Genomic DNA, 12,091 nt, shown 5'->3' on the forward strand with positions numbered 1-12,091 from the left:
AAACGATTATGTCCACGCGTGATACGATGGAGCTGAAGGAAGAAGCGATACGGGCCCAGTATGACACCGCGCTGAACCTTTTGACCGGTTTTGATCATGCGCCGCGCCTTGCGAAATCAGTCGAACCCGCCGCCCCGGAGCGCAGCCCCGGCATTGGCACGCGCCCCCGGTTCCGATCCACGACACCCGGCCTTGTGACCCGACCGACCACCCGGCCCGGAGGAGTAAGGGTGGTTGAACGGGTTGAAGCGTTGGCAGACGGACTCCTTTCCCCGCAGCAATCCGCGGTCCTTCATGCCTTGCGGAGGGGAGTCGCCATCGCCTTGGCGATGGGAGAGGCTTTTGCCCAGCAATCCGCCTTGGGAGAGTTGAAGAAAGCCAATCTGGAAGGTCGGCTTCCAGACCTTCGTCGCGCCGAATTCACCGAACTTTTGGCCGCTGAAGCCTTAGTCTCGCTTTTTAGCTTTGCCAACGCCACGGCATTCCTTCTGGCGCCTCATCTGGGCGCACTGACGGTTGAGGTCGGCACGGTCGACGAAGTGCTGACCGACAATGCCCCCTTGGCCTTGCAAGGCGCTTTGTGGGAGTTGGATCAGGACATTGGCCTGCACGTGACGGAAGAACCGCGCCTTGCTACCACGGTTGCCGCCTTTTGCGAAGCGCTGATGGAAAAGGTGGCGTTGCGCGCGGCAAATGCTCCAAGGCTTGATGGGTTTATCAACAATTCCTGGAAGGTCGAGGCTGATGGGCTAAGCCTGTCCGGCTTCAAACCCGCCCGCGCCGCAAAGGGCGGGCAGATCACCATGCAGTTCAAGAAACCGCATGAGGTGGTGGGCAACCACATCGCCAAATATCAGTCGATGAAACTGGCCAAGATGTTGATGGCCTATGATTTTGACCGCAAGCTGAACCCCTTTGCCGAACTGGGCGGGTTCATCTTTACCTTCATGGGCGACGGCAAGCCGGGAACAGGCAAGACCACCCTGATCCAGATGATGGCGGGGCTGCTCAATGAGTATTGCAAGGTGGCAGGCTACCCATTCCGCTATCAGAACTTCTCAATCGACCAGATCGACAGTTATCAGGGCAAGTCGGGCCAGAACGCCAAGGCGTTTATCGACACGATCATCGACCCCGGCGTGATCGGCTTTGGCACCATTGACGATATTGACCAAGTGGCGGGCAAGCGCGGCGACCGGCAGTCGAGCGCCGGCCAGCAAGAGGTTACAGCGGTCTTCATGGGGGCATTCGCCGGGGCGGGCACTGTGGTGCGCGGCAATTGCACCTTTGGGATGTTCAGCAACTACCCCGAGAATGTTGACGACGCCCTGCGCCAAAGGGCCGGCGCACGATTCCTCGTCGATGGCCCGCAAACGCGCGAGGATTATATCGACATCCTCTCGCTGCTCTTGGGCAAGAACCACCAGATCCCCTTGGGCGATCATGAGTTATTTGCGGCCCAAGAGATCAAAAAGGCCGTCGCGGCCAGTTTCGAGGGCCATTCGCGGCCCCATGAAGACGGGCTGATCAAGGTCTGGGAAAAGGTTGCCGCCGAGATCGGGCCGCTGGATACGATTGCGAAAATCGGCCGCTATTTGAAGGCGATCCAAGAAGCGGATGAACGTTTCACCGGCCGTGCGATCAAGAATATCACCGATGCGGTCAAGGTGCGGGCGATGGATTTCGAACTGCCCGATGAATGGATGGAAAACCCCGACCTCTTCCTCTTCAAACCCTATGACGACAAGCTGGTGATGATCCGCAGCCTGACGACGCCGATCACCGTTGACATGGTGATCCAAGAGATCAACCGCTACGCCGACAGCGAATTCCGCTATGCCGACAAGTCGGATGAAGTTGCCATCACCAACATGGTGCGAGACTTCGGCCGCACCGAAGAGGCAAAGCGGCGTTATCTGGAGGGGAAAGGCTGATGATGCTGACCCAGACTTGGGGGCTCTGCCCCCGCGCCTTCGGCGCTCCCCCGGGATATTTTTCGACAGAAAATGGGAGTGCGAGCGCGTGAAACGCCTCATCGAAAAGGGCCTGATGTTCGGCAACCTCATCGAGGTGTCCTCCCCCGCTCTTGTTGAACGATACAAGCGGGCGATGAAGCATCTTTGCGGGCGGGAAACGCGTCTGGAGGATTTCCACATTGATATCTCGGGTTACTCGCCCGAGATCGGGGCGGAATTGGGCGACGACATTTACCTCAACCCCAATGGCGCGAACCGACAGTTCATTCTGCTGACCACGGCACAGAAACACGCGCCATTGCTCAATGCCAAATTCTCGACCAGCCGCGGGATCATCCGGCAGTTTATTGATGCCAACGAAAGCCAGCTTTTTGCCCTGACTGCGCGAGATGCGGTGGCAGGGGAATTGCAGGATTCGGTTTATGACATCTCCTCACCCGCCAAGCTGATGGACATTCGGCGCATCACCGTCGTGGCGGATACCATCGGCGGGCATGTAGCGGATGCGGGCAAGCTGGCGAAGCTTATCGACAAGTTCCGAACCGACCCGGACGGGTGGCGTGATGATGTTCTGATAGCGGATATGATTGGGCTGGCCAAGAAAACCGGTGACGTCACGCGGGTGCCGATCACCCTGCCAGAAATGGGCTTTGAGCAGCCGAACTATTGGACCAGCCATTTTGGAGGGGTCTATGTGTTTCGCGATGTCGGCTTTCCTGCCGTGATCTCGGTCTTGCCGCGGCAAAGCCTTGGGCAATTGCCTATTTCGCCGGTTTTTGACCTGTCTAACCGCAACCAGATTGCCGATTGGCTGGAACGTAACAATTTGGTCGAACCGATCGTGCAGGCGCGCGGGATGGATGCGGCGGCGGTGATCCGCCAGAAGATGGACTTCATTCTGGTGGATGCGGCTGACCGGTTGAACCTTGAAGTAGGGGATGCGCGCCGTACGGAGTTGCGCAAAATCGCCTATCGACTGGGCGAGAGCCTTCCCTTGGAGTTTCAGGGCCTTGCGGCGCTTTTGCGGTGGATCGAGGCCGGTGGCCCCTGGCCGCGCATTGACAGTGAGCATCCTGCTTACTTTTACACGCTGCGAGCACGGGCACATAAGGACCGCGATCTGGTGAACATGCTGCTGTCTGAACTTGCGCCGATGGATGTGCGTCAGATGTATATCACACATAAGGAACTGTTCTACGCCAGCTACGCGCAGTGGTCGGATCGCAAGCGGCAATATGTGGCGGATTTCCTCGAGCGTGAGTATGTTGTCGACAAGCAAGGCGCGCGGGATGCGCTGTTTGGTCCAGAGCCGGGAATGAGTGAGCGCCATCGCCCCGACCCGAAACCCGCCCGCGACCTTGGAAGGGTTGTGGGGCCATGGGGGGCCGTAGAAAGGGGGCGTGGATGATCTTTGGCTGGATACGGCTTTGGGCCATGGCGCTGATAGGCCTGACGGTCATCTATTTTCTGGTCGGCATCTATTGGCGATCGTTGCACCGCGAAGAGCTTGAAAAGCGCTTTGATGCGGGGGGCATCGAGGGTGAGCGGAGCGCGTATATTGAAAACGGGATGGTCAAGTACGAGAAGGGGTTGAAGAAACGCCTGCTCTGGCTGATTTACATAATACCGACCATCGCCTTCTTCGCGCTGGTTTACATCTTGAATTTCCAGTGAGGCGGCAATGCGTTATGTGAAATGGACCCTGTGGCTGATCATCGCCACGCTGATCTTTGGCTTCCTGCACTATACCTTGCCGCAGCATGACATCGTGCGGATTGTCGGCACTGAAAACCGTCGCATCGACTTTGGCGAGAACTCGATCTTCTGGGCCAGCCCGGATGCAGGCACGGCTGCGACCGGAAACAGGGATGTCCGGTTTATCAACACAGTGCTGACCAATGGCAAAGTCATGGTCTACCGTAACGAAGACACCGGATGGGGTTGGCCGCCTTATTTCAAGCTGGACAGTTCGAACCTGCAAACCGAAGCACAAGAGCTGACTTCGACCACAGAGGCGCCGAAATGGGTCGCAATCACCCATTACGGCTGGCGCAATGAGTTCTTCACCATCTTCCCGAATGCCGTGGGGGTGCGCCAAGTCGAAGGTCCGGATGTGCGGATCATACCTTGGGTCAATATCATCCTCTTGACCATAGTGGCGCTGATCTTGCTGATGATCCGGCGGATGTGGCTGCAATTCCGCGAACGCACGATCGACCCGGCCTTGGACGAAGTGTCTGAAACTTGGGAGGAAATTGATGCCAAGGCAGATGCCGCGCGCGAACAGGCCCGAGGGGTGTTTGGCCGATTTGGCGCTTGGCTGGATACGTGGAAAAGGAAGCCGCCGCGGCGTTAAGCGAAAGCTGGGACACGGATAGACAGGGCTTCTCCGCTATCCCTAGCCTTTGCGGCGTTGTTGGCCTCGACTTCGATCCCGGGGGCACACTACCCAGATTGGGCGTGGGCTTTGCGTGGTTATTCCGTGTTACAACCGTGGTTTTCCCGTGGGCACAACGCCGACACGGGAAAAACGCCTTTTAGATACGGAAGAAGGGCTGCGCGAGCCGCGGGATCAGGCTGTTAAAGCGCAGCTTGCCTTCGGTGGCGGCAAGGCAAATGCAGCTCTCGCCCTCTTCGGCCACGGGCGTATGTTCGAGACTGTCATCGGCAACTTCGACATCACCGCGACCGAAACGATCTGTCTCGTCCCGGAAAGCCCCTTGCAGCACCAAGGTCAGTTCTACACCGCGATGGCTGTGTTCCGGCATGGCCGCACCGCCCGGGATTGACAGCAGGCGCACCGACGCGGAACTGTCGTTCAGATGCAGGATCGCCTGCTTTGCGCCAAACCCCAGAGGACGCCATTTGACTTCGGACAGACCACCGCCGATGTAATCCACCAAGGGGGCAGGCAGAACCGGGTCCGCTTTGCGCCGTGGGGCCGGACCCGACTGGGCAAGACCGTCGATTCGAGACAAGCAAGCGTCAAGGCTGCCCGACGACATGGCGCAAAAACCCTGATTGATGACGGCCCCGCCGACGGCGTCAAAAGCCTCGGATCGGGCGCGGCAGTCATCGCACATCGAAAGATGTGTGGAAACGACCAACGAGAAGGCCTCGGACAGATCCCCTGCCGAATAGGCCATCAACAACTGGTCAGAAAGATGGTGCCGGATCGTCATTCTTTTTGTGCCTTCACGTCTAATGTCTGACGCAACTTGTCGAGCGCCAGTCTGATGCGCGATTTGATTGTGCCCAGGGGCAGGCCCGTTTCCGCCGCGATTTCGCTATGAGACAGGTCGCCGTAATAGGCGCGTTCAATCAACTCACGTTGTTTCGGTGGCAATTGGGCAAGCGCGCTGCCCAATCGTTCTGAATCTTGCTGCACCTCGAACACTTCGGCCTGATCCGGTTCATGGTCCGGACCCCAGCTTAGGTCTTCGGGTTCTGGTCGGCGCGCCTTGCGCAAGGCGTCGATCCTGCGGTTTCGGGCGATGGTAAAGACCCAAGTCGCCACGGAAGCCCGTGTCGGATCGAACATGCCCGCCTTCTGCCAAAGCGTTGCCATGACATCTTGCGCGCATTCCTCGGCCAGTTGCTCGGATGCGCCCGACTTCATCAGAAAGCCTTTCACGCGTGGCGCGAAATGCCGAAACAGGGCCGCAAAAGCGGCCTTATCCTGATGGTCGCGCACCCGAAACACAAGCGCCGTCCAATTTTCGTCTTCGTTCGTCACCGAGCGGCGCATTCCCTTTGGGCGGACAGTCGTCTGTTGGATCAAAGCATAGTGCCTTGTATCCGCAACTGCATCCACATTTTCTGCGCGCATGGTTTCGAACATCATGACGTGTTTACGGGGGCTGACCGAAAGTGGATCACCCACCGACGGAAAATTTCCCTCGATCGTGGTTTGTCCTGTGGACAGGCGGAAGGAGTGATCCAAACAGAGCGCCGTTGCGTAACCATCAGAACTGTCGTCGAAAGGATGCACCATGCCGTTTGAAGCCCCCTCGCTTGCCCCCCGCCGTATCGCTGTGATTGGCGGTGGCATTTCGGGGATGGCGGCAGCACATATGTTGGCCGAAAGCCATGCTGTTGTGCTGTTCGAGGCTGAGCAGAGGTTGGGCGGACATGCCAGAACGGTCATGGCCGGAAAGCGGGGCGATCAGCCGGTGGATACGGGGTTTATCGTCTTTAACCGGGTCAACTATCCGCATTTGGTCAAGCTGTTTGAAAAGCTGGATGTCCCGGTGACCGAAAGCAATATGAGCTTTTGCGCCAGCATTGATGGCGGGCGGATCGAATATGGGCTTGCGTCTTTGGACACTCTTTTTGCCCAACGTCGAAATGCGTTGAACCCGAAATTCCTAGCCATGTTGCGCGATATTGTGCGGTTCAACAAATACGCGGCCGAGGTGGCAAAGCCGGGCATGGTGATTGGCGATTTGCTGAAAGCCTTGGGCACCGGAGCGTATTTTCGCGACTATTACATCACGCCGTTTTCCGGGGCGATCTGGTCGACCCCGACAAAGGGTATTCTGGATTTCCCGGCGGATGCAATGGTGCGGTTTTTTGAAAATCATGCGCTGCTGTCGGCCAGCGGCCAGCACCAGTGGTATACTGTGAAAGGTGGATCCGTTGAATATGTCACCCGGCTGAGTGCAGAACTTCGGCGGCAGGGCGCGGATCTTCGACTGGGGGCAAAGGTTGCGTCCGTTTCGCGCATTGGGGAAGGCGTGCTTGTTCGTGGTGTGGGGGGCGAGCCGGAGCTGTTTGACGATGTGGTTTTTGCCACGCATTCCGATGACTCCTTGCGGCTTTTGAGCGATGCGACCGAGGCAGAGAGGAAGGTGCTTTCTGCTGTGCAATACCAACCGAACGAGGCGATCTTGCATTGCGACACCTCACTGATGCCGCGCAGCCGGAAGATCTGGTCAAGCTGGGCCTATGTGGAACCGAAAGGCGGGCCGGGAGAGCGGATTGACCTGACCTATTGGATGAACAATCTGCAACCCATTCCGCAGGACGACCCGCATTTCGTGACGCTGAACAGCAATCGGCAGATCCGCGAAGAGATGATCTATGACAGCGTGACCTTCCGCCACCCGGTCTATGATCAGGCGGCCTTGGCCGCTCAGGCCGAGGTGCGGCGGATGAACGGGACGCAGAATACCTGGTTCTGCGGGGCATGGATGAAAAACGGTTTCCACGAAGATGGGTTTGCCAGTGCCGTCGATGTGGTCGAGGCCATGCAAAACCGTCATGCACGGCAGGTGGCGGCGTGACACAGGTCGAGTTGATCCGGGGCGAAACCTTTCACGGGCGCAAGGGCCCGGTGCAGAATGCGTTTCGTTATCGCGTCGACTTTGTGGCGCTGGAGCCGGAGAAGGCTGAGGGCCCTGCCCTGTTTTCGCGCAACCGCGCCAATCTGACAGCTGTGCATGACAAAGATCATGGCGGCGCACCCGGAGAGGGGCGCGGGGTGGATTGGGTTCGTGAGGTGTTGGATCGCCACGGGCTTGTCCCCCCACAGCGGATTGTGCTGATCGCGCAACCGCGCGTTTTGGGGCATGTGTTCAACCCGGTCAGTTTCTGGCTGTGCTATGATCAGCTTGGCCATTTGCGGGCGGCGATTGCCGAGGTTACGAATACCTATGGCGACCGCCATTCCTATCTTGTGCATCACGAGGACCAAGCCCCGATTACGCGGGAAGACACGCTGCCGGCGCGCAAGATTTTTCATGTCTCGCCCTTTCAGCCCCTGACTGGCGAATACCTGTTCCGGTTTGACATTCGGGCTGATCGGGTTGGTATCTGGATTGACTACACATCGGCCGAAGGCGGGGTCTTTACCAATCTGGTGGGGCAGCGCGTGCCGTTGACCAATGGCGCGATCCTGCGCACCTGCCTGCGTCGGCCCTTTGGATCACGTCGGGTGTTGGCGCTGATCCACTGGCAAGCGTTGAAGCTGTGGCTGAAAGGGGTGCACTTCCGGTCGCGCCCTGTGCCTCCGGGTGAGGAGGTTTCGCGATGATGCTTCTGGAGAGCGCCCAGCGAAGCGAGAGGCTTTGGCCTTGGTCGATCTTTGCCGCGATGATCGCTATGGCGGGCATCCCGATCTATATTCACGCGCCCAAATTCTATGTTGATGAATATGGCGTTGGCCTTGCCGGGCTTGGGGTGGTTCTGGCGCTGCTGAGGCTGATAGACGTTGTTCAGGATCCGCTGCTGGGATGGTTGGCCGAGCAGACTAAGGCCCAACGAAAGGCGATGGTGACAGGCGCAGCTGCGGTTATGGCCGTATCCATGATCGGGCTGTTCGCGGTGCCGCCCCTGTTGCCGCCTCTGCTTTGGTTCAGCTGCACTTTGGGTGGCCTGTTCACCAGCTTTTCGTTTCTGACCATCGTGTTTTATGCAGAAGGCGTTGGCCGGGCGAAAGGTCTGGGTGAAGGTGGTCATCTCCGATTGGCCGGCTGGCGGGAAACCGGGTCTTTGATTGGCGTTTCGCTGGCAGCAATGGCGCCTGTCGTCTTGGCGCGATGGACAGAGGAACCTTTTGCGCTGTTTGCCCTGTGCTTTGCAGTTTTCTCGGTCTCTGCTTTGGCGGTCATGCTTCCGGAATGGGAAACGGAAAAACCTGCAAACTCTACGAAGGCCTATGTCTTTGAGAGCATATCCACGCAATATAGCGGGCTGAAGGATCCGGTTCTGCGCCGCCTTCTTTTGTTGGCCGTGGTGAATGCAAGTCCGGTTGCCGTGACCTCGACCTTGTTCTTGTTCTTCGTCGACTCCCGGCTGGATGCAGCAGGCTGGGAAGGGCCGCTTTTGCTGCTTTATTTCTTATCGGCAGCTGTTGCTGCGCCAGTCTGGAGCGCTTTGGCAGGCCGTATCGGTGCGCGATCTGCCCTGATCGTGGCGATGAGCCTATCGATTGCTGCCTTTGTCTGGACAGCCAACCTTGAAGCTGGCGATCTTGTCCCATTTGCCGTCATTTGCGCGGTGACTGGCTTTGCCGTCGGCGCGGATTTTACCCTGCTTCCTGCGATGTTTTCCCGCCGATTGGCTCGTTTGGCACAGGGTGGGGAAACCTCGGCTTTCGGGATGTGGTCCTTTGCATCGAAACTGTCCTTGGCCCTTGCAGCGGCCGTGTTGTTGCCCTTGCTGGAGGCCAAGGGTTTTGCATCGGGTGCCGCAAACGGGCCTGACCAAATGGCCCTTCTGACACTGCTTTATGCGGCTTTGCCTTGCGGGCTGAAGATCGTGGCCTTGGGTCTGGTGATGACCTTTGACAAGGTGGAGGAGCGGTAATGGAAGCGATTTTCCAGATCGGTTTGGGGATGCTGGTGATCTTGGCGCTTTTGGCCATGAAGACGCGGTTCATCGGGTTCCGGAGTCAATCCCCAGAAGACTTCGCAGAACGTGGCCCTGCTTTTGACCTGCGCAATCACCTGAATGGCCCCATCCTGTGCGAGGGTGTGATCTATGGTCCGACAGGGCGCGTCAGCAGCCGGTTTGTGGCCGATATGGTTGGCGAATGGGACGGCAATACAGGCCGCCTGAAAGAACGGTTTCACTATGACAGCGGCGAAGTCGTTGACAGATGTTGGACCCTGCGCTGCGGGAATGATGGCCGGATCATCGCGACTGCGCCCGATGTCGTGGGCGAGGGCAAAGGTGTGGCGTCAGGCCCCGCCGTGCAGATGGTTTACAGGATCAAGCTGGATGAAAAGGCGGGGGGGCATGTCCTGTCAGTCACGGACTGGATGTATCTGATGGAAAACGGCACGATCATGAATCGCAGCCAGTTTCGCAAGTTCGGCCTTCCCGTGGCCGAATTGGTGGCGACCATGCGGCGGGTTGAACCATGAGGGATTGGGCCGGAAAACGTTATTGGCTGGTGGGTGCGTCAGAAGGCTTGGGATTGGCCTTGGCGCAGGTGATGAGCCGCGCCGGTGTCGAGGTGGTCTTGTCGGCACGCTCTGCTGATCGTCTGGCCGAGGCGGTGGCCAGCCTTCCCGGCAAGGCCAGTGCTGTGGTCTGCGATGTGTCGGACACCGCTTCGGTCCGCAGGGCGGCAGAAGACGTCGGCGAGATTGACGGCGTTGTCTATCTGGCCGGGGTTTATTGGCCGATGCGGGCGCAAGACTGGGTGCCGACGCGGGCCGAGGCCATGTGTGACATCAATTTCACTGGCTGTGCGCGTGTGATCGGGGCAGTGCTGCCCGAGATGGTTCACCGGGGGCATGGGCATGTGGTGTTGACGGGATCGCTGTCCGGCTTTCGCGGATTGCCCGGGGCAATTGGCTATGCCGCATCGAAAGCGGGGGTTATGGCTTTGGCCGAGTCGATGTATTGCGATTTACGGGGAACGGGAGTTGCCGTGCAGGTGGCAAATCCGGGCTTCATCCGGACCCGGCTGACCGAGAAGAACGATTTCTCGATGCCCTTCCTGATGGAACCGGACGAGGCCGCGCGGGCGATGTTTGAACACATGGGAACGAACCGGTTCAAGACCAGTTTCCCGACGGTGTTTTCATGGGTCTTCCGGTTGTCGCAATTCTTGCCCGACTGGGCCTATTACCGGATCTTCGGCCGCTCTTAGGCTTTCTTCAGGCAAGCCATGAAAAAGCCGTCCATCCCGCCCTTTTCGGACCAGTAATCCGGGCGCAAGCGCAGACCGCCTTCTTTGGAGATCCAAGCCGCATCGACACCTGAAATCTCTGGCGCGATGACGCTTAGGGTCGGATGGCGCTCAAGCGCGGCGGAAAGCTGTTCCTCGCCTTCGGCTGGAAGCAAAGAGCAGGTGCAAAAGACCAACCGCCCACCGGGTTTCAGCCAGCCAAGGGCACGGTCCAGCAGCGCGGCTTGCAGGGCGACAAGGTCGGAAATCTCGCTGCCGTCTTTGATATGGGGAAGGTCTGGATGACGGCGCAGCGTGCCTGTGGCGGAACAGGGCGCGTCCAGCAGGATGGCGTCAAAGCGTTCGGCGGGTTGCCATGTCAAAGCATCGGCCACGACGAGTTCTGCCGAAAGCCCGGTGCGGGCAAGGTTTTCCCGCAGGCGGGACATGCGGGCGTCAGAGATATCAAGTGCCGTAACCTTGGCCCCGGCATCGGCCAGTTGCAGGGTCTTGCCCCCCGGTGCTGCGCAGAGGTCAAGCACCTGATCCCCCGCCTTTACGGCCAACAGGCGCGCGGCAAGGCTGGCGGCGGCATCCTGCACCCACCAGTCGCCTGTGGCATAGCCCGGCAGGGTCGAGATCTGGCCGGGATTGGCAAGACGCAGCGAGCCGTTCGGCAGGCGTTCACCCTCGGGCAGGTCGGTTGCCTTTGCCTTTGGCGTCAGATCGACGGGCGGGGTCTGGGCGTGGATTGCTTCGATCGCTGTCACGACCTCGCGCCCCCAAGTATGAACCAGAGGTTGGCGAAGCCAGCGGGGCAGCATGGGCGCCGGCAGCGTCGACAGGTCAAGTGGCTGAGGAACGGCGCGCAAGACGGCGTTGACCAGACCCGCCATGTGCTGCGTCTTGCGATTGCGGCGGATGGCATTGACCGCCTCGTTCACCACGCCATGCGCTGCTGTGCCCTGAGACAGTTCCAGCACAGCCAGACGCAGGGTGTTGAGGACAGGCAAAGGCGGGGCCTTGCGCATCAAGGGTTTCAGCACGCGGTCAATCCGGTCAAGCTGGCGCAGGGTTTCTGTGGCAAGGCGTTCGGCCCGCGCGCGGTCCGCCGGGGAAAGGCCATCAGGCGCCGCAAGCTGGGCCAGCATCCGGCCTTCGCTCAAAACCGCGTTCAAAAGGGCGATCGCGGCCCCCCTTGCGGTGACCCGCGCGGATGTGTCCTTGGTCATTTCAGCGGCCCCGGCCTTGTTTCCTTTGCCCCTGCCCGTATATCAAAGATCAAGCCGAGGGAACCTGCCATGACCGACACACCCGCTGACACCCCGATGAAAGACTTGCCCCCCGCCGCACAGCGCGCCTTGGCGGAGGCTGAAGAGCGGCGAAAGAAAGCAGCAGAGCTGGCTTTACCGCCTGAACTTGGCGGTCGTGACGGGCCAGAGCCTGTGCGTTTTGGCGATTGGGAAAAGAAAGGGATCGCGGTCGACTTTTGATC

13 protein-coding genes are annotated in these 12,091 nt (G+C 59.2%); 10 read left to right on the top strand and 3 right to left on the bottom strand.

Annotation, left to right across the window (positions count from 1 at the left end):
- Positions 1-5: 5 nt before the first annotated feature.
- The 4 genes from ACSBLW_RS11770 (at position 6) to ACSBLW_RS11785 (ending at position 4,332) form a co-directional block, all read left to right on the top strand.
- Positions 6-1,934: an ATP-binding protein gene (locus ACSBLW_RS11770; protein WP_435260099.1), complete on the top strand. Its 1,929-nt coding sequence runs from the start codon at positions 6-8 to the stop codon at positions 1,932-1,934.
- 88 nt (positions 1,935-2,022) lie between these two features.
- The gene (locus ACSBLW_RS11775) at positions 2,023-3,384 is read left to right on the top strand and encodes a DUF6638 family protein (protein WP_435256813.1); all 1,362 of its coding nucleotides are present in this window, start codon (positions 2,023-2,025) and stop codon (positions 3,382-3,384) included.
- Positions 3,381-3,650, top strand: coding sequence for a hypothetical protein (locus ACSBLW_RS11780; protein ID WP_435256814.1), 270 nt, complete (start codon positions 3,381-3,383; stop codon positions 3,648-3,650). Before ACSBLW_RS11775 ends, ACSBLW_RS11780 begins: the two co-directional genes overlap by 4 nt.
- A 7-nt stretch (positions 3,651-3,657) precedes the next feature.
- Entirely contained in the window at positions 3,658-4,332 is a 675-nt protein-coding gene (locus ACSBLW_RS11785; RefSeq protein ID WP_435256815.1) for a DUF1523 family protein, read from the top strand.
- Positions 4,333-4,513: 181 nt separating this feature from the next.
- Here the strand turns inward: ACSBLW_RS11785 and ACSBLW_RS11790 are convergent, their stop codons facing one another.
- The gene (locus ACSBLW_RS11790) at positions 4,514-5,158 is read right to left on the bottom strand and encodes a ChrR family anti-sigma-E factor (protein ID WP_435256816.1); all 645 of its coding nucleotides are present in this window, start codon (positions 5,156-5,158) and stop codon (positions 4,514-4,516) included.
- Positions 5,155-5,724, bottom strand: coding sequence for a sigma-70 family RNA polymerase sigma factor (locus ACSBLW_RS11795; protein WP_435260100.1), 570 nt, complete (start codon positions 5,722-5,724; stop codon positions 5,155-5,157). The genes ACSBLW_RS11790 and ACSBLW_RS11795 overlap by 4 nt, the downstream gene beginning before the upstream one ends.
- Positions 5,725-5,968: 244 nt before the next feature.
- Here ACSBLW_RS11795 and ACSBLW_RS11800 point away from each other — a divergent pair, with 244 nt between their 5' ends.
- From ACSBLW_RS11800 to ACSBLW_RS11820, 5 genes are read left to right on the top strand one after another with little or no spacing between them, the layout of a single operon-like run.
- Positions 5,969-7,261 carry an NAD(P)/FAD-dependent oxidoreductase gene (locus ACSBLW_RS11800; RefSeq protein WP_435256817.1) on the top strand — a complete coding sequence of 431 codons (1,293 nt, stop codon included), beginning with the start codon at positions 5,969-5,971 and terminating at the stop codon, positions 7,259-7,261.
- Positions 7,258-8,010, top strand: a complete 753-nt coding sequence (locus tag ACSBLW_RS11805) for a DUF1365 domain-containing protein (protein WP_435256818.1) — start codon at positions 7,258-7,260, stop codon at positions 8,008-8,010. Before ACSBLW_RS11800 ends, ACSBLW_RS11805 begins: the two co-directional genes overlap by 4 nt.
- The gene (locus ACSBLW_RS11810) at positions 8,007-9,284 is read left to right on the top strand and encodes an MFS transporter (protein WP_435256819.1); all 1,278 of its coding nucleotides are present in this window, start codon (positions 8,007-8,009) and stop codon (positions 9,282-9,284) included. Before ACSBLW_RS11805 ends, ACSBLW_RS11810 begins: the two co-directional genes overlap by 4 nt.
- Positions 9,284-9,844: a DUF3833 domain-containing protein gene (locus ACSBLW_RS11815; protein ID WP_435256820.1), complete on the top strand. Its 561-nt coding sequence runs from the start codon at positions 9,284-9,286 to the stop codon at positions 9,842-9,844. The genes ACSBLW_RS11810 and ACSBLW_RS11815 overlap by 1 nt, the downstream gene beginning before the upstream one ends.
- Positions 9,841-10,578 carry an SDR family NAD(P)-dependent oxidoreductase gene (locus ACSBLW_RS11820; RefSeq protein WP_435256821.1) on the top strand — a complete coding sequence of 246 codons (738 nt, stop codon included), beginning with the start codon at positions 9,841-9,843 and terminating at the stop codon, positions 10,576-10,578. Before ACSBLW_RS11815 ends, ACSBLW_RS11820 begins: the two co-directional genes overlap by 4 nt.
- Here ACSBLW_RS11820 and ACSBLW_RS11825 read toward each other — a convergent pair.
- Positions 10,575-11,828, bottom strand: coding sequence for an RsmB/NOP family class I SAM-dependent RNA methyltransferase (locus tag ACSBLW_RS11825; protein ID WP_435256822.1), 1,254 nt, complete (start codon positions 11,826-11,828; stop codon positions 10,575-10,577). The genes ACSBLW_RS11820 and ACSBLW_RS11825 overlap by 4 nt on opposite strands.
- Before the next feature lie 69 nt (positions 11,829-11,897).
- Between ACSBLW_RS11825 and ACSBLW_RS11830 the strand changes: the two genes are divergently transcribed.
- Positions 11,898-12,089, top strand: a complete 192-nt coding sequence (locus ACSBLW_RS11830; protein ID WP_435256823.1) for a DUF1674 domain-containing protein — start codon at positions 11,898-11,900, stop codon at positions 12,087-12,089.
- Positions 12,090-12,091: the final 2 nt, after the last annotated feature.

The sequence above is a fragment of the Thioclava sp. FR2 genome (assembly GCF_051200875.1).
Lineage (GTDB): Bacteria > Pseudomonadota > Alphaproteobacteria > Rhodobacterales > Rhodobacteraceae > Pseudotabrizicola.

Excerpts from the sequence above, each read along its gene's own strand:
- ACSBLW_RS11780 (WP_435256814.1), top strand. The coding sequence starts at position 3,381 with ATGATCTTTGGCTGGATACGGCTTTGGGCCATGGCGCTGATAGGCCTG.
- ACSBLW_RS11785 (WP_435256815.1), top strand. The coding sequence starts at position 3,658 with ATGCGTTATGTGAAATGGACCCTGTGGCTGATCATCGCCACGCTGATC.
- ACSBLW_RS11790 (WP_435256816.1), bottom strand. The coding sequence starts at position 5,158 with ATGACGATCCGGCACCATCTTTCTGACCAGTTGTTGATGGCCTATTCG.
- ACSBLW_RS11795 (WP_435260100.1), bottom strand. The coding sequence starts at position 5,724 with ATGCGCCGCTCGGTGACGAACGAAGACGAAAATTGGACGGCGCTTGTG.
- ACSBLW_RS11800 (WP_435256817.1), top strand. The coding sequence starts at position 5,969 with ATGCCGTTTGAAGCCCCCTCGCTTGCCCCCCGCCGTATCGCTGTGATT.
- ACSBLW_RS11810 (WP_435256819.1), top strand. The coding sequence starts at position 8,007 with ATGATGCTTCTGGAGAGCGCCCAGCGAAGCGAGAGGCTTTGGCCTTGG.
- ACSBLW_RS11815 (WP_435256820.1), top strand. The coding sequence starts at position 9,284 with ATGGAAGCGATTTTCCAGATCGGTTTGGGGATGCTGGTGATCTTGGCG.
- ACSBLW_RS11820 (WP_435256821.1), top strand. The coding sequence starts at position 9,841 with ATGAGGGATTGGGCCGGAAAACGTTATTGGCTGGTGGGTGCGTCAGAA.
- ACSBLW_RS11825 (WP_435256822.1), bottom strand. The coding sequence starts at position 11,828 with ATGACCAAGGACACATCCGCGCGGGTCACCGCAAGGGGGGCCGCGATC.
- ACSBLW_RS11830 (WP_435256823.1), top strand. The coding sequence starts at position 11,898 with ATGACCGACACACCCGCTGACACCCCGATGAAAGACTTGCCCCCCGCC.